This is a genomic window from Streptomyces sp. SYP-A7185, assembly GCF_046103685.1.
Taxonomy (GTDB): domain Bacteria; phylum Actinomycetota; class Actinomycetes; order Streptomycetales; family Streptomycetaceae; genus Streptomyces.
Genome location: NZ_CP122310.1, coordinates 126,953 through 142,652, shown reverse-complemented (window position 1 = coordinate 142,652; position 15,700 = coordinate 126,953). Strand labels below are relative to the sequence as shown.

At 71.2% G+C, this 15,700-nt stretch carries 14 protein-coding genes and 1 pseudogene; 7 read left to right on the top strand and 8 right to left on the bottom strand.

Going from position 1 to position 15,700, the window contains the following annotated elements; translation table 11 throughout:
• Positions 1 to 146: 146 nt before the first annotated feature.
• Positions 147 to 731, bottom strand: a complete 585-nt coding sequence (locus tag QBL25_RS00670) for a hypothetical protein (RefSeq protein ID WP_409054971.1) — start codon at positions 729 to 731, stop codon at positions 147 to 149.
• Positions 732 to 908: 177 nt separating this feature from the next.
• Positions 909 to 1,610: a CBS domain-containing protein gene (locus tag QBL25_RS00665; RefSeq protein WP_409054970.1), complete on the bottom strand. Its 702-nt coding sequence runs from the start codon at positions 1,608 to 1,610 to the stop codon at positions 909 to 911.
• Between the two features lie 624 nt (positions 1,611 to 2,234).
• Here QBL25_RS00665 and QBL25_RS00660 point away from each other — a divergent pair.
• Positions 2,235 to 2,957 (top strand): response regulator, encoded by a 723-nt coding sequence (locus QBL25_RS00660; protein ID WP_409054969.1) that lies wholly within the window; start codon positions 2,235 to 2,237, stop codon positions 2,955 to 2,957.
• Positions 2,958 to 3,142: 185 nt separating this feature from the next.
• Positions 3,143 to 4,867 carry a GAF domain-containing protein gene (locus tag QBL25_RS00655; protein WP_409054968.1) on the top strand — a complete coding sequence of 575 codons (1,725 nt, stop codon included), beginning with the start codon at positions 3,143 to 3,145 and terminating at the stop codon, positions 4,865 to 4,867.
• 26 nt (positions 4,868 to 4,893) lie between these two features.
• Here the strand turns inward: QBL25_RS00655 and QBL25_RS00650 are convergent, their stop codons facing one another.
• The 5 genes from QBL25_RS00650 to QBL25_RS00630 form a co-directional block, all read right to left on the bottom strand.
• The gene (locus tag QBL25_RS00650; protein WP_409054967.1) at positions 4,894 to 5,418 is read right to left on the bottom strand and encodes a pyridoxamine 5'-phosphate oxidase family protein; all 525 of its coding nucleotides are present in this window, start codon (positions 5,416 to 5,418) and stop codon (positions 4,894 to 4,896) included.
• A 144-nt stretch (positions 5,419 to 5,562) separates the two neighbouring features.
• Positions 5,563 to 5,907 (bottom strand): STAS domain-containing protein, encoded by a 345-nt coding sequence (locus QBL25_RS00645; RefSeq protein ID WP_409054966.1) that lies wholly within the window; start codon positions 5,905 to 5,907, stop codon positions 5,563 to 5,565.
• Positions 5,908 to 5,950: 43 nt separating this feature from the next.
• Complete coding sequence (locus QBL25_RS00640) at positions 5,951 to 6,820, bottom strand: universal stress protein (protein ID WP_409054965.1); 870 nt, start codon at positions 6,818 to 6,820, stop codon at positions 5,951 to 5,953.
• Positions 6,821 to 6,996: 176 nt separating this feature from the next.
• Positions 6,997 to 8,211, bottom strand: a complete 1,215-nt coding sequence (locus QBL25_RS00635) for a globin domain-containing protein (RefSeq protein ID WP_409054964.1) — start codon at positions 8,209 to 8,211, stop codon at positions 6,997 to 6,999.
• A gap of 320 nt (positions 8,212 to 8,531) precedes the next feature.
• The gene (locus QBL25_RS00630) at positions 8,532 to 8,912 is read right to left on the bottom strand and encodes a hypothetical protein (protein ID WP_409054963.1); all 381 of its coding nucleotides are present in this window, start codon (positions 8,910 to 8,912) and stop codon (positions 8,532 to 8,534) included.
• 421 nt (positions 8,913 to 9,333) lie between these two features.
• Between QBL25_RS00630 and QBL25_RS00625 the strand changes: the two genes are divergently transcribed.
• Positions 9,334 to 10,323, top strand: a complete 990-nt coding sequence (locus QBL25_RS00625; RefSeq protein WP_409054962.1) for an Acg family FMN-binding oxidoreductase — start codon at positions 9,334 to 9,336, stop codon at positions 10,321 to 10,323.
• Between the two features lie 240 nt (positions 10,324 to 10,563).
• Here the strand turns inward: QBL25_RS00625 and QBL25_RS00620 are convergent, their stop codons facing one another.
• Entirely contained in the window at positions 10,564 to 11,547 is a 984-nt protein-coding gene (locus tag QBL25_RS00620; protein WP_409054961.1) for an Acg family FMN-binding oxidoreductase, read from the bottom strand.
• A gap of 271 nt (positions 11,548 to 11,818) precedes the next feature.
• Here QBL25_RS00620 and QBL25_RS00615 point away from each other — a divergent pair, with 271 nt between their 5' ends.
• From QBL25_RS00615 to QBL25_RS00600, 4 genes and pseudogenes are all read left to right on the top strand, one after another.
• Positions 11,819 to 12,448, top strand: coding sequence for a hypothetical protein (locus QBL25_RS00615; protein WP_409054960.1), 630 nt, complete (start codon positions 11,819 to 11,821; stop codon positions 12,446 to 12,448).
• A gap of 152 nt (positions 12,449 to 12,600) precedes the next feature.
• Positions 12,601 to 13,506, top strand: a complete 906-nt coding sequence (locus QBL25_RS00610) for a universal stress protein (RefSeq protein ID WP_409054959.1) — start codon at positions 12,601 to 12,603, stop codon at positions 13,504 to 13,506.
• A 37-nt stretch (positions 13,507 to 13,543) separates the two neighbouring features.
• Positions 13,544 to 14,566, top strand: a pseudogene (locus tag QBL25_RS00605) (zinc-dependent alcohol dehydrogenase).
• A 6-nt stretch (positions 14,567 to 14,572) separates the two neighbouring features.
• Complete coding sequence (locus tag QBL25_RS00600; protein WP_409054958.1) at positions 14,573 to 15,433, top strand: universal stress protein; 861 nt, start codon at positions 14,573 to 14,575, stop codon at positions 15,431 to 15,433.
• The last annotated feature ends 267 nt before the right edge of the window (positions 15,434 to 15,700 follow it).

Here is a 15,700-nt window from a genome sequence, read left to right as displayed (position 1 = left end):
CCGGTTCGGGCTGCCAGGGGCGTTTGGTCCCCTCCTGGGTGGCCGTCCGGCCCCGCATTCTCCGGCGCCCCCTGACTCGGGCGGGATCAGCGGCGCGGCGTCAGCGAAGGAAACCTGTGGCGAGCAGGACCGTGGTGAGGGCCGGATCACGTGGCCCTGCGCCCCCACTGCGGCCCGATCTGGTCCCATTCCCGGCCCCATTGGTCGTAGCGACGCCGGTCGAGCCGCCACTGGACGACGCGCCCGGCGGCGAACGTCACGCCACCGAAGAAGAGCCCGGCCCCGGCGCCCAGCAAGCCGGCCTGAGCGGCTGCCTCAGCGGCAGTTGGCGGCTCCGTCGTGAGCCGTCCTCTGCTGTCCATCCAGACCAGCACCTTGGATCCGGCCCTGCGCCCGGAGTCCACCGAGGCTCGGCCGGTGTGTATGGAACCGTCCGACGCCGTCCAGCGGACCTTCGCCCGGACATGGCCTCCGTACGGGTCCTCGTCCGTCGGCACGACCCCGGCGGTGTTCTCGACGAGCACGGCACGGACCGCATGCCGTCCTTCGCGTAGCCGGGTGAAGGACTCATCGGCGGCACGAGCCGTCACCACGCCCACGAACGCGCCGCCCAGTGCGATGACCGTCCATACGGCCAAGATGATCCATGCCTCCACGAGGTCCTCGCGCCGACGCAGCGGATTGCTCCGCCACCGCCACAACAGTTGCTGCCTGGGCTCTGCCGCGTGCATGGGACCGCACCTCCTCGGCGTCGTCACAGTCAGCAAGGTGACACCTGCGAGAGAGTCAAGGCATGGGCCGACCAGACGTGAACGTAGGGCCGTTCGGGGTCAGTCACCGGCGGCGCTTGGCATGACGAGAATGCCTTGCGCTCAAGGTCGCGCCGGTACCCGGCCGGTGACTTGCGTTCAGGGCGACAGCTGGGAGCGCCGCGACCCGGGGTGCGCGGTCGGGCTGTCGGTGTCATCAACCCGGTAGTCCAGGCTGTCGGATACGTCGACCACCCCGTCCACACCTCGGCACAGCCGTACGGTGACCGCGATGAGACTCTTGTGCGCGACCGTGCCGCTCAGCGAGACGCGGCCGTCGACGACATGGACGGTCACCGCGCCGGGCGCGATGCCCAGGGTGTGCGTGAGCACGTCCCGGTCGATCTCCTCACGGATGGCCTGGTCCCTGCGCAGAAATACGCGGAGCAGATCGGCACGGCTGATCACACCGACCAGCCGGCCCGCCTCGTCCACCACGGGCAGCCGCTTGACCCGGCCCTGCTGCATCACGCGTGCGGCCTCGACCACGGTCCACTGCGGCCGTGCGGTGATGACCGGGCTGCTCATGAGGCCTTCGGCCGTGGTCGCCGCCGCCTTGGCCCGGTCGGCGGGCTGCGGGCGCAGAGCGGACATCAGCCCCACCGGGTCCAGCTGCGCTGCCTCTTTGCGGAGCAGATCCGCCTCGGACACCACGCCGACCGGACGATCGTCATCGTCCACGACCGGAACGGCCGTGATGTCGAACTCGGCCAGCAGCTTGGCGATGTCCTTGAAGTTGGTGTCTCGGCTTACGCGGGCGACGGATGTCGTCATCAGGTCGCTCACCATACGATGCCGCATGGTTCCCGCCTCCTTCTGCGCACGTCTCTTCCCTCCAGTTTCCGATGACTGGTGAGGACGTCTGTAGAGGCCGGTGGACCTCTGTGCGCGGCCGACCGGCCCATGCGCCCGCGTGCTCACGGCTGTGAGGGCACGCCACCGTACTGATCACGCACTGGCTGACCGGACTTGAGGTCATCGACGACTGGTTCTCGGCCATGGCGGCGGCATCGACGGAAGCCAAGAACTGGCGCCCGCTTCTCGCGGACCCTGATTGCGCGGTGCACGGTACCGAACCGCTTCTCCGCGCCATTTCGGGCCAGTTCCTGGCTTCACCTGCAGTACACCACTCAGCGGACACGACCAACAGGGCCGAACGGCCCCCGAACCGGCCAAGCAGCGCCCGAGACCGGCACCGTGCGTGTGACGACGTCGCCACAGTCGTTCCGCAGCCTGGAGGAGAGCATGCAGACCCCTATTCCTGCAGACCCCCTATTACGGAACGTCGCAGGAGTAGGGCCACGGTGAACGGAGCATACGTAAGGGGAAAGCGGGCCATCCGGCCCTGGTCTTTCGACCCTGGCCGGATACATGCTGCCAGTGCGCCCCACTTCGGGGGCAGACCAGGAATGACGGAGCTGTTTGATGACGGACAACACCGCCGGCACCGGCGGCGCGGCGCGAGAGCCGATCAAGGTCTTTCTCCTCGACGACCACGAGGTCGTGCGTCGAGGGGTGCACGACCTGCTGGATGCCGAGCCGGACCTGACCGTGGTCGGAGAGGCGGGCACCGCGGAGCAGGCCTTTGTGCGCGTCCCCGCCCTCCGTCCCGATGTGGCCGTACTGGACGTTCGCCTGCCCGACGGAGACGGAGTGAGCGTCTGCCGTGAACTCCGCTCGCAAATGCCGGAGCTCTCCTGCCTGATGCTGACTTCTTTCGACGACGAGGAGGCACTCCTCGACGCGATCATGGCCGGCGCGTCGGGATATGTCCTCAAGCAGATCACCGGCACGGACCTTGTCTCCGCCGTACGCACCGTGGCCGCGGGACAGTCCCTCCTGGACCCCGGAGCGACCGCGCGCGTGATGGCCCGGCTGCGGGGCGGTGACCGGCAGAAGGAGGAGCAGCCGTCCGCCCTCGCCGGGTTGACGGAGCGGGAACGGGACATCCTCGCGCTGGTGGGGGAGGGGTTGACCAACCGGGAGATCGGCAAGCGGCTCTATCTGTCCGAGAAGACCGTCAAGAACAACATCTCCCGCCTGCTGGCCAAGTTGGGAGTGGAGCGCCGTGTGCAGGCCGCCGTGCTGGCCACCCAACTGACGGAGCGGCCACAGAACGGCATCTCCATGCCGCCCACGCGTAGGTAGAGCCGCTCGGGGCCCGCCCCCTCCAGGGGACCGGTCTGCCGTGCCCACGCGGGTCACCATGCCGCCGTGTCCGCCGACTCCGGGATTCCCGCGGATCACGTCGGCTCCACCTCCGCGTTCCCACAGCATCGGTGCCAGTGGATAGGCTGGAGAGGGGCGGGGTACTGCGGACCGAGGAGGGGGTTGTGGGCGTGGAGGAACCGCTGTCGCGGATGCCTCAGATGCGGCTCGATGAGCTGTTGGAGGAACTGCAGGCGCGCATCAACGCCGCACGCGGGACGCGGGACCGCGTTCACAGCCTGCTGGAAGCCGTCGTCTCGGTGGGCCGGGAACTGGACCTGGCTCAGGTGCTGCGTCGCATCGTCGAGGCCGCCGCGCAGCTCGTGGACGCACGTTACGGCGCGCTGGGCGTCATCGGTCCTGACGGCCGGACGCTGTCGCAGTTCCTGACCACGGGACTCTCTGAGGAGGAGATCGCCGAGATCGGCCACCTGCCGGCCGGACACGGCCTGCTCGGCGAGATCATCCACAACCCCGAACCGCTGCGGCTGCGCGATCTCGGCGCTCACGAGGCGTCGTACGGCTTCCCGGCGCACCACCCGCCGATGCGGTCCTTCCTGGGCGTGCCGATCCGGGTCCGCGACGAGGTCTTCGGCAACCTGTACCTGACCGACAAGCGGGGCGGGCAGGACTTCGACGCCGAGGACGAGGCAGTGATCTCCACCCTCTCCGTGGCCGCCGGCGTGGCCATCGACAACGCCCGGCTGTACCAGAATTCGCAGCGTCAGCAGCGCTGGCTGCAGGCCAGTGCGGAGATCACCAATCACCTGCTCTCCGGCAGTCCTCGTCTCCAGGTCCTCGAACTGATCGCCCGCCGCGCCCAGGAGATCACCGGAACACGCCTCGCGGACGTGTCGGTACCGGTCGCGGGAACCGACGACCTTGTCGTCGAGCTGGCGATCGGGGGGGACGAGAGCGAGCGGCGAGGTCTGGTCGTACCCGTGGTCGGCACTCTGTCCGGCGCCGCCTACGAGTCCGGCACCCCTGTCACCTCCGCCGTCCTGGCGGACGACACGCGGTTCCACTTCGGGCCCCGCCGTTTCGACGGCTTGGGACCCGCGGTGGCCGTGCCGCTGGGCACCGGGGGTGAGGACACCCGCGGCGTACTCCTCCTGGCGCGCTCCGCGGACGGGCCGCTCTTCACCGACGAGGAGCTCGCCCCCCTGCTCGCCTTCGCCGGTCAGGCGGCACTGGCCCTGGAGCTCGCCGAGCGTCGTCACGACGCCGAGCAGCTCACCCTGCTGGAGGACCGGGACCGCATCGCCCGCGACCTGCACGATCTTGCCATCCAGCGGCTCTTCGCGACCGGCATGACCCTGCAGAGCGCCGCGCGACTGGTCGAGCACAAGGGAGCCGCGGAAAGGGTCGAACGGGCCGTCGGGGACCTGGACGAGACCATCAAGATCATTCGCTCGACGATCTTCGGCCTCCGTACCCGCGACGAGGGCACCGCCCCCAGCCTGCGCGCCCAGGTCGCCCGAGCGGTCGGGGAAGCCGGGTCGGCGCTCGGCTATCCGCCCCGGCTGAGCATGGAGGGGCTCCTGGACACCGATGTGCCCGTGCAGGTGGCCGACCACGTCATGGCGGCCCTCACGGAGGCGCTCAGCAACGCGGCCCGGCACGCGCACGCCACGCGGGTGGAGGTCAGTGTGCAAGCCACCACCGACGAGGTCGTCCTGACGGTGACGGACAACGGCAAGGGAATCCCCGAGGGGGGCCGGCACAGTGGTCTGGGGAACCTCGCGGAACGGGCGAGTGCGGTCGGCGGCACCTTCAAGATCGAAGGGTCGGCAGGGAAGGGCACCCGACTCGTGTGGCGTGCCCCCTTGGACGCCGCCGACAACGCATGACGCCTCGCGGCGTGCCGCCCTTTGCCTCAGGCGCGGGGCGGAGTCGCGGCCGCGGTGGTGGGCGTCCCTTCGAAGGGTGCTGGTCTCCCCGTCGGGAACTGATCGGTCAGCCGGAAGCCGGTGACGAGGTCGGGCTGGATACGAAGGGCATGCTGCATGGCCCCCGCCACCCACGGCCGCAGCACGGACCGGTAGTGGTCCAACTCGTCGGGATGCGTCACCGGGCGCGCGTATCCGGTGACGACCACACTCCAGCCGAGGTGGGTCTCGGGATCGATCGCATCGGCTTCGTATGCCACGACGAGCCCTGGCCCCTCGGCGGGTGCCGTGAGCGAGGCGAGCGTCGTGCCGTCGTGGAGGGAGACGATGACGTCGTCGCCGTCGAGGCAGTGGTTGACGGGACGTACCGCGGGCAGCGCCTGATGGGTGAACACGATGCGTCCCAGCGAGACGCCGCCCAGGAGCCGCAGTGCGTCGGTCCGGGACAGGGAGACCAGGTGGCGGGGCGGCACTTCGCGGGGATCTCCCGCGTAGTCCGCGTACTCGTTCATCGTGCGCATCCTTCACAGCGGCTGTGTGTCGAATCAGTCTCGGCCTGACGTCAAGCGTTCCTGTGCGCGTCCATCGGGTCTAGGGCCGAACGGACCTTAGGGCGGGCCTCCTCGTGGACCCGCGTGATGCGCACGTGGTCGCCCTCAGATGAACGCACACGGAATCGTGCGGTCCACACCGAGAGTGCGCATCACCTGTCCCGGCCGACGCGGAATGTGGCACAGACGGAGCCGGACGCCGTCTGCCGCGCATCGCCGGTGGAGGCGCAGGAGCAGTTTCACCCCGGAGGTGTCGCAGAAGGTGACGCCCGCCAGGTCCAGGACGACCTCCGTCCCGCCCCCCGCCGTCACCAGCATCAGCTCGGGCTCGATGCGCGCGACGGTGTCGAGGTCGAGCTCTCCTTCGAGCGCCAGGCCCGTCACTCCGTCGCACCGTGCCCCGGCCGTCAGGTGGATGGGGGTGATGCGGACGATGGGCGAGACGGTCATGGGCTTCCTTCCACGAGACAGAGGGCGGGGCGAGGCCGGTGCCTCAGGCGTGGGGCACGACGGCCACGGGGCAGGGCGCGTGATGCAGGACGGCGTGCGCCACGGAGCCGATGCGGGCCCCCACAGGCGAACGGCGGGCCCGTCGGCCGACAACGAGGAGTCGCGCGCCGGGAGCCGCCGCGAGCAGCACCTGTCCGCCGCTGCCCAGCTCGACATGCTCGATCACCGGGACATCGGGGAACCGGTCGCGCCAGGGCGCGAGTGCCTCCCGCAGGGCCTTCTCCTCGTACTGCACCAGCCCACCCGCCTCGTCCGCCAGCCGCAGCGAGCCCGGGCTGTAGGCGTAGACGGGCGGCAGGCTCCACGCCCGTACCGCGCGTACCGCGGCACCTCGCGCCGCCGCTGCCCGGAAGGCGAAGCCCAGCACCTCGGCACTGTCCTCCGCGGAGCCCTGCTGCCCCACCAGGACGTCACCCCTGTCCGGCAAAGCGCCGCCCCGCGGGACACGGACGGAGACGACCGGGCAGGAGGCGGTGGCGATCACCTGCTGACCGTACGAACCCAGCAGGAACCCGAGGAGGGCGCCGTGCCCACGTGAACCGAGGATCAGCGTTTCGGCGTGCTCGGCCTCGCGCAGCAGGGCGGCAACGGCGGTGTCCGACACCACTTCTGAGGTGCACCGCAGGTCGGGGTGCCGGCCTGCCGCTCGGGTCTCGGCCTCCCGCAGAATGCCGCGGGCGGACTTCGCCGGCTCCTCCGGATCCTGCACGAGGGGCACGTCGAGGGGCTGCCAGAGCCAGGCGTGCACCAGACGCAGTGGTGCTCCATGGAGCGCGGCCTCGTCGGCGGCCCAGTCAACCGCCGCCAGGCTCTCGGGAGAGCCGTCCACTCCTACGGTGATCGCGGGGGTCATCGCATACCTTTCGCAAACGTTTTATGGGGCGTAGCGCGACCGTGTGGGCCGCTGCTCCGTCGGCTCAGCGTGGCGTCGTCGGCCGGTGCGGGGGGAGGGCCGACCGGCCCTCTTGACGTGGCCGTTCGGCGCCGTGCTGAGACGGGTCGGTCCGGCGTTGTGCGGAGGGGGACAGTTCAGGCATCCGGGCCGGGCAGCCACAGGTCGGGGCCGAAGACCTCGTAGCGGATACGCCGTGCCGGAACGCCGGCGGCCAGCAGCTGTGCGCGGACGCCGCGCATGAACGGCAGCGGGCCGCACAGGAACACCGAGGCGTTCCGGGGCAGTTCGATGCCGTCGAGGTTCATCAGACCCTCGCGGGCGCCAGGTTCCTCCGCGCCGGGGTGCTCGTACCAGAAAACGGCACGGGCGCCCGGCAGTTGTCCGACCAGCCTGCCCGTCTCGGCGCGCAGGGCATGGTCGACGGGGGACCGGTCGGCGTGCAGGACCAGCACCGGGCGGGTCGAGGCGTGGGCGGTGAGATGGGCCAGGACGCTGGTCATGGGAGTGCCGCCGATGCCGGCGGAGATCAGGGCGAGCGGAGTGGTGGCGTCGTCCGGGTCGTCGAGAAAGACATCACCGAAAGGCACGGAGAGCGCCAGCTCGTCGCCCTCACGGACCTGGTCGTGCAGCATGTTGGAGACCTCGCCGGCGGGGGTGTCGGCCGTCGAGGCGACCCGCTTCACCGTGATCCGCCGCAGGTCCCCGCCTGGATCGGAGGACAGGCTGTACTGCCGCAACTGGTGCACTCCGTCGGCCATCAGAACCCGCACGCTCACGTACTGGCCCGCCCGAGCTCGCGGCGCCGGCCGACCGTCGGCCGGGCGGAGCAGGAAGGACACCACGTCCGGGGTCTCGACGCGGCGCCCGACGACCGTCCAGTCCCGCCACACCTCGCCAGGACGCACGCCGACGTCCTGATACAGGCGGGCCTCACGACTGATCAGGGCGCCCGCCATCAGCCAGTACACCTCGTCCCAGGCGGCCGCCACCTCCGGGGTGACGGCGTCGCCGAGGACCTCGGCGATCGCCCCGAACAGGTACTTGTGCACGATCGTGTACTGGTCGTCGGTGACGCCGACCGCGGCGTGCTTGTGCGCGATCCGGTCCAGCAGTGTGTCGGGGCGGGTGTCCGGATCGGCGAGCAGCGCCGTCGCGAACCCGGCTATCGACCCGGCCAGTGCGCGGCGTTGGGCCCCACTGGCCTGGTTGCCGCGGTTGAACATTCCGTCGAGAAGTTCCGGCCGGTCGCGGAACATCGCACCGTAGAAGCGGGCAGTGATCTCGTCTAGCGCTCCGGCCACGGCGGGAAGGGTGGAACGGATCACGGCGGCGGATTCTGCGGACAGCATGAGGCCTCCCGGGCAGGGATGAGAGAGGGAACGAGGAGGGGGGAAGGGCGCCGCATCGCGTCGGGCGGCATCTTCTGTCTAGCAGGCGTCCGAGCGCCATTCGGCGCTGTTGCAGGGCTCTGGACGAAGGAGGGCCGAGTGGCCCCCTGGGTTCAGGAGCATCGGTCCCGCAACCCGTTTCGCGGTGGGGCCGCTCGGCACCGGGACGCTCTCCTGGCGGCCCTTTCGCCGTATGAACATGGTGAAGCCGGACCGGACCGGGCCGCGCTGGGCGTCGTCGGTCCTGCGAGCCCGTGCCGTGCGTCGAACCCTGCTCGAACTCAGTACGCGGAAGCGGGCCACGTGCAGGCCACGGCCACGATGACGCCCACATCCAGCAGCACGCCGACGCTGAGCCACGGGTCGAACCACACCGCCTTGAGGACAAGGCCGACCCCGGCGGCGACGACAGCCGCCGTGGGCCACCATTCGCTGCCGGCGAGCACCCCGGCACCGGCGACGGCGTAGACGACCGCTGTGTACCAGGCGAGCGCCAGGGCTGTGCCTCGGGCCAGGGAGGGCAGGACATGGGAGGCGGCCAGGGCCCGTGAGTGCCCCGGGTCGAACGGGGACGCCTTGTCGGGCCGCTGCGGCGCCGTCCACACGCCTATGTGCAGCAGCCCGTGCACGATCAGGAACGCCGCCACCAGGAAAGTGGTCACGACAGCACCTCCGGTTCACTCGATTCCACGCCGACCGTGCCGGGCCGGAACGGTCGAATACCTGTCGGCCGTCAAGAGGGCGTAGCCGCAGGGTGTGGGACGGCTGACGACCACCGCTCGCGCCCGGGTCTGGCCTGCTGTCAGCGTCGCCATCGGCGGCCCCCGTCACGAGAGCCGTCCGGGGTCGTCGTGGAGGCCATCGGTCCCGCGCTGCACCCGCCGGTTTCACGGTGGCGCCCATCGCCCGAAGACAGCTCAACTGCGCCGTGGAATCTCGTGACCGTCCGGTTCCGGAAGGCGAGAGAGCGCGGGCGGCAGAAGGTTCCTCGCCGAAGTGAAGCGGGGCGCGCGTGTGTACGCTTTGTCTGTCGGACACCCGACAGACAGGCCCCGTCGCAACCCCAGCCTGCGAGGAAGTGCCATGGCCTCTCGACTCGACGACAAGACGGTGGTGAGCCTGGTGGCCCAGGCCACGGCGGCCCCGTCCATGCACAACGCTCAGCCGTGGCGCTTCCGCTTCCTGGCGGGCGAGCGCCTCCTGCGGCTGTACGCCGATCCGGAGCGGGCCATGCCGCACTCCGATCCTGACAACCGTGCGCTGCACATCGGCTGCGGCGCGGCGTTGCTCAATCTGCGCGTCGCCGCCGCGCACGCGGACCTCCGCCCGGAGACGCGATTGCTGCCCGACCCGCAGGATCCCGCGTTGCTCGCCTCCGTGCACCTGGCTGACCCGGCCGAGCGTCCGCAGGACGACGACCTGGCGCGGCTGCATCCCGCGATCCGGCAGCGGCACACCAGCCGGCATCCCTTCGCCGACAAGGAGCTGCCCGAGGATGTTCGGACCGTCCTGCGGGACGCTGCCGCGCAGGAGGGAGCCGAGCTGTCGTTCCCCGACTCCTGGCACGCGGAGACCGTGCTCGACCTGGTGCGCGACGCGGAAAGCCGCGACATCCTGGACCCCGACGCCAACGAAGACCTGGTGCGCTGGACCCGGCTCGGGGACGAGGCGGACATCGCCGTGGACGGCGTTCCCGAGTACGCGTTCGGGCCCCGCAAACGGGGCGGCCAGGCTCCTGTCCGGGACTTCGCCGGGCGCCGCCGGGTGGCCGACCGCGGCACGACCTCCTTCGAGCAGATTCCGCACCTGGTCCTGCTCAGCACTCCCGGCGACAGTCCCGCCGACTGGCTGCGCGCCGGCCAGGCACTGGAGCGTGTCCTTCTGGAAGCCACCCTCGCGGACCTGGCCACCTCCCTGACCTCCCACGCCCTGGAGATCCCCGGGCTGCGCCTGCTGGCCCGTGACCCGGCCTCGGGCCACGGCCAGGTGCAGATGGTGCTGCGGATCGGATACGGACCGAGAGGCCCGGCGACCCCGCGCCGCCGGGTGGCGGATGTCCTGGAGACCGGCTGACTGAGACCGCGGGGGACCGGTCAGCGTGCAGCGGGGGGCGCGGGAACCAGGCTCATGGAGCCAGGCGCATGGGGTTCGGCGGAGCCGAGACCGTACGAGGCGGGTGCGTGCGCTGTCCGAACCGGGCGGCGCCCGGCCGAACCGCGCCTGCTCGGCGGTGCGTCGCGTGCTCCGCGCGACGTCGGAGGAGGCAGACGGGTGGGTGACCGCGGCGTTCGGGCCGACACCGCGTTCGGCTCGTCACGCGCCGGTGTCCAGGACCTCCCGCACAGCGCGGCGCGGCGTGACGGGGCCCTCGGGGCCGTACCCCAGCCGGATCACCATCTGCGTGTGACCGCGTCGACCGTCGGCGGGCAGACGGTCCAGCCGTCCGCGCAGATCGGCCCACTCCAGCGCCTGGTGCAGGAGCGACGACCGCACGCCGTGCGCGGTCGCCACCAGCAGTACCCGCTCCAGCGCCTGACCGGCCCTCAGCCAGTCCGTCCGCCGGTCATGGGCGGTACGGAGCACCGCGAGCGTGCGCCGCGTCTCGTACGGGCGGGCGGGTAGGACCACCGGGTGCCGGTGGGCACCGAAGTCCCGCATCGGAACTCGGTCCAGGGCGTCCTGAAGGCCCAGGGCCGCAGCGGTCAGGCCCAGTGAGGCGGGATGCGGAGCGCTCGTCCAGCGGCGGCTCTCGGCTGCCCGGTCGGCATCCACCCGGTTGCGGTCCTCCGCCACCCATGTCGTGCGCAGCACCTCGTCGGTCTCCCGGGGGTCAGGGAAGTGGAGCCAGGCCCCTTCGGTGTGGGCTGCCTCGGTCAGCTCTGTGAGCAGGCCCGGGGGCAACGGTCGGCCGGAGAAGGGGAAGCGGCTGCTGTGCCGACGCCACAATGCCTCGTAGAGGCCGGGTGCCGCGAAGGCCCGGGAGCTGTCGGCCAGTCGTACGGAAGCGAGCAGGTCGGGCTTTTCAGGGCGGGGGAGCAGCCGGGTAACCGGTTCCCAGCCGAAATGGGCAGCCGCCACCCGCAGGTTGAAGACCGCGCAGCCCACGGACAGTTGCACGCCGCGTCCCGTGGGGTCGGTGTGCCTCAGTCCTCGGTCCGTCGCGGCGTGGATCAGCACCGTGCGGGTCTCCACATCGAGCCGGAACCGCCAGGGCTGGGTGTTGTGCAGGGACGGCGCGGCGACCGCCGCACCGATCAGTTTCTCCAGTACGGGCACGTCGAGCGTCGTGAGACTCATCGGAACTCCTTCCGACCACACCCAGAGCGTCTCTGGGCCGATCGATGCCTCCCCACGCTGCTCCCGACGGGCCGGAGGGCGCGAGAGGCCGGACGGCCCCGCCTTGCTCCGAACGGTCCCGGTTCGTCGGCGACGGACTGAACGGCCCACGCGCCAAGGGACGTTCAGCCCGTGGCCGTGGACCATCCGCACCCGGTGACGGCCCGCCGTCGGCCAGGAGAGTAAGTGCCGCCAGAAGCCGACCGGACCGTCCCCCGAAAGGAACACGACCGTGGCCGTGGACCAGCACGCGAACCGGAACAACGGATTTCACCTGCCGTCCTTCCGCAGGAACCACCCTGCCTCAGCACCCGGCTCCGCCCCAGCGGCACGCACCGACACACACATGATCCGCGCCTACGTCTTCGCCTCGGCCCGCGTCCTGATGGGCTTCGTCTTCCTGTGGGCCTTCCTCGACAAGACCTTCGGTTTCGGCTATGCCACCCAGTCAGGCAAGGGCTGGGTCGACGGTGGCTCGCCCACCGAGGGCTTCCTCGGCCATGTCGCCGTCGGGCCGATGGAATCCACCTTCCACTCGTGGGCAGGGGCCGCCTGGGCGGACTGGTTGTTCATGCTCGGTCTGCTCGGAATCGGTCTCGCGCTGACGGCCGGGGTGGCCCTGCGCCTGACGGCGCTGGCGGGCACCGTGATGATGGCGCTGATGTGGGTGGCCGAGTGGCCACCGGCCCAGCACCTGTCGGATGGCTCGCCGAGCATGTCGACCAACCCGTTCGCCGACTACCACCTCGTCTACGCCGTGCTGCTCGTCGCCCTCGCCGCCGCCTCCGCCGGAGACACCCTGGGCCTCGGCCGGCTGTGGGCCCGGCTCCCGATCGTCCGCGATCACGGGTGGCTGCGCTGAACGTCACCGACACGGTGGGTCCGCCCAGCGGCCCACCGCGTTGCCCGGCCGAAAGGGCCGGTCGGCCCCCGTCCGGGACCAGCGACCCCTGCACCGGGAGATCGCCGAACGACAAGCTCGAAGCAGCACACACACCACAGGAGGTGGGCTCAATGCCCGGCACGATCATCGTAGGGCTCGACGGCTCCACCGAGAGCCTGGCCGCTGCCGAATGGGCCGCACGCGAGGCGGCGCTCCGCAACGCCGCGGTGGAGCTGGTTCAGGTTTGGGAGCCGGTGCCCGAACCGATGGCCCAAGCCCCCCTGCTGGGCGCCGAGACCCACCAGCACTGGACCGGACGCGTACCCCGCGAAGCCGCCGACGGTCTGCGCCGGCGTCACCCCGGCGTCGAGGTGACCACCACACAGCGCACCGGAGCCCCGGCCACGAACCTCCTGGAAGCGGCACGTGAAGCGGAACTTCTGGTTCTCGGTTCGCGCGCGCTGAGCGGCATCGCCGGATTCCTGATCGGGTCCGTCGGCCAGGCCGTCGTCGCTCGCACCGAGGTGCCCGTGATCCTCGTACGAGCGGGTGAACAAGCCGCCGACGAACACGTCGCCGACCCGGCCGGCGTTCCATCGGCCGCCACCGCCTTCCGGCCCGTGGTCCTGGGTCTGGACACCCGCAGTCCCGACGAGACCGTGATCGGCTTCGCTTTCGAGGAGGCACGCCGCCGCCAGGCTCCGCTGACCGCCCTCCAAGCCTGGTACCCGCCGTCCTCCTATGCGTACAGCCTGGCGGCCGGTTACGACCCCAGCGAGGACATCGCCCGCGAGCACGCCGCCGCGCTCACCGAGGCGCTGCGTCCGTGGCGGGAGAAGTACCCGGATGTCGAGGTGACCGGGGTGTCCCGTCTCGGCAGTCCCGCCGACCAACTGGTGGACGCCTCCCACGACGCCTCACTGGTCGTCGTCGGCCGCCGCGTGCGCCGCAATCCGCTGGGCGTGCACATCGGGGCGGTCGCCCACGCGGTCATGCACCACGCCACTGCTCCCGTCGCCGTCGTGGCGCACAGCTGACCGGCACGGCCGACCGCACGCGCACAAGGAGAAACACATGAAGGCCGCAGTCGTACGGAAGTTCGGCGCACCCCTGGTCATCGAATAGCGCCCCGACCCCGAACCCGGTCCCGGACAGATCCGTGTCCGTGTCGAGGCGTCAGGCCTCTGCCACACCGACATCCACGCCGCACACGGCGACTGGCCGGTCAAGCCGACCCCGCCGTTCGTCCCCGGCCACGAGGGTGTCGGCCTCGTCGAGAAGCTCGGCGACGGCGTCACCCACCTCTCGGTGGGGCAGCGAGTGGCCGTGCCCTGGCTCGGCAAGGCGTGCGGGCGCTGCGAGCACTGCCTGTCCGGCTGGGAGACCCTGTGCGAGAGCCAGGTCAACACCGGCTACGGCTGCGACGGCGGGTACGCGGAGAAGATGCTCGCCTGGGCGGACTACGCCCAGGTGGTGCCCGCCGGCGTGAGTGCCCTCGACGCCGCCCCGCTGACCTGCGCGGGCGTCACCACGTACAAGGCCCTGAAGGTGGCCGAGGTCCGGCCCGCCCAGCTCGTCGCGATATCGGGCGTCGGCGGACTGGGCCACCTGGCGGTGCAGTACGCGAAGATCGCCGGCGCCACCGTCGCCGCCATCGACGGCACCGACGACAAGCTCGCACTCGCCCGCGAACTGGGGGCCGACATCGTCATCGACGCCCGCACCCAGGACGTCGGCACCGAGCTGAAGCGGCACGGCGGCGCCCACGCCGCGCTCGCCCTCGCCGTCAGCCCGGCCGCCTTCGAAGCCGTCAACTCCGGTCTCAGGCGCGGCGAAAAGCTCGTGATGGTCGCCCTGCCACCGCACGGCACCATCCAGGTCCCCATCTTCGACACCGTGCTCAACGGAACCTCGGTTATCGGTTCCATCGTCGGCACCCGCCAGGACCTCGCCGAGGTCTTCCGGCTGCACGCGGACGGCCGTACGAAGGTCATCCGGGAGTCCCGTCCGCTCACCGCGGTCAACGAATCCATCGATGAGGTCCTGAGCGGGCAGGTCAAGGCCCGTATCGTCTTCGACCTCGGCACGGAAGGCTGAAGAACCATGTCGCTTCCCCTGGTCGTCGGCGTCGACGGCTCCGAATCCAGCCTGCGGGCCGTCGACTGGGCGGCCGACGAGGCCGCGCTGCGCCGGGCGCCCCTGCATGTGGTCTACGCCTCCCGGTGGGAGCGGTACGAGGGCGCCGCGCTCGCCCGGGAACTCGGCGAACCGTCCGCGCAGGTGAGCCCCGAGGAGATCGTGCGCGTCGCCGAGCGGCGGGCTCGTGGCCGGGCGGACCTCGCGGTCACGACCGCGGTCGTGACGGAGGAAGCCGAGTACGTCCTGATCCACGAGAGCCGCAACGCCTCGGCCGTGGTCGTGGGCACGCGAGGGCGTGGGGCGCTCGCCGACGCCCTGCTCGGCTCCGTCAGCCTGTCCGTGGCCACCCACGCCCACTGCCCGGTCGTCGTGGTCCGGGGCGATCGGGACGACCGGACCGCCGGCCGACTGTCCGCCCCCGTGGTCCTCGGCGTGACCGACGGGCCGACGCCCGCGGTGCGGTTCGCCTACGAGGAGGCACGGCTGCACGCGGTCCCGGTGGAGGCCGTACGGGCCTGGCGGTGCCCCTCGCACGAGACGGCCGACCACCCGCTGCTCGCGGGCCAGCCGGAGCGCCTGCACGAGGACCGCGCCGTCGAGCAACTGGAGGCGGCTCTCGCTGACGCCCCGCTCGACGTGAAGCTGCGGCGGCGCACCACCGAGGGCCCGGCCGGCAAGGTGCTGCTTGCCGCCTCCCACGAGGCCGGTCTGCTGGTCATCGGCCGCCGCCACCCGAAACACCTGGGACCCCATCTGGGGCGGGTCGCGCATCGCCTCCTGCACCACGCCGCATGCCCTGTGGCGATCGTGCCCGACGCCGTGTGACAGCGGCGTCCGCACACGCACCACGCGCACAGCGAAACGACCTGCGGGAGGCGTCCGGAGGGGGCCGGGATCACCCGGCCCCCTCCGACTGCTCCCTGGGCGCACAGGAACGCCCGACGTTCAGGCGGCCGGTCGGCCGAACCGGGAAGACGCAGATCTGCCAGACCCGCGTGAAGTCGGCGAGGTCCTCGAAGGTCGCGGCAGTCCGATGGCCACGAGGGTGTGGGTCACCACGGGCTTGGAGCCCGGGCATCCCCCGGGAGGCGT

Excerpts from the sequence above, each read along its gene's own strand:
- QBL25_RS00670 (WP_409054971.1), bottom strand. The coding sequence starts at position 731 with ATGCACGCGGCAGAGCCCAGGCAGCAACTGTTGTGGCGGTGGCGGAGC.
- QBL25_RS00665 (WP_409054970.1), bottom strand. The coding sequence starts at position 1,610 with ATGCGGCATCGTATGGTGAGCGACCTGATGACGACATCCGTCGCCCGC.
- QBL25_RS00660 (WP_409054969.1), top strand. The coding sequence starts at position 2,235 with ATGACGGACAACACCGCCGGCACCGGCGGCGCGGCGCGAGAGCCGATC.
- QBL25_RS00650 (WP_409054967.1), bottom strand. The coding sequence starts at position 5,418 with ATGAACGAGTACGCGGACTACGCGGGAGATCCCCGCGAAGTGCCGCCC.
- QBL25_RS00645 (WP_409054966.1), bottom strand. The coding sequence starts at position 5,907 with ATGACCGTCTCGCCCATCGTCCGCATCACCCCCATCCACCTGACGGCC.
- QBL25_RS00640 (WP_409054965.1), bottom strand. The coding sequence starts at position 6,820 with ATGACCCCCGCGATCACCGTAGGAGTGGACGGCTCTCCCGAGAGCCTG.
- QBL25_RS00635 (WP_409054964.1), bottom strand. The coding sequence starts at position 8,211 with ATGCTGTCCGCAGAATCCGCCGCCGTGATCCGTTCCACCCTTCCCGCC.
- QBL25_RS00625 (WP_409054962.1), top strand. The coding sequence starts at position 9,334 with ATGGCCTCTCGACTCGACGACAAGACGGTGGTGAGCCTGGTGGCCCAG.
- QBL25_RS00620 (WP_409054961.1), bottom strand. The coding sequence starts at position 11,547 with ATGAGTCTCACGACGCTCGACGTGCCCGTACTGGAGAAACTGATCGGT.
- QBL25_RS00610 (WP_409054959.1), top strand. The coding sequence starts at position 12,601 with ATGCCCGGCACGATCATCGTAGGGCTCGACGGCTCCACCGAGAGCCTG.
- QBL25_RS00600 (WP_409054958.1), top strand. The coding sequence starts at position 14,573 with ATGTCGCTTCCCCTGGTCGTCGGCGTCGACGGCTCCGAATCCAGCCTG.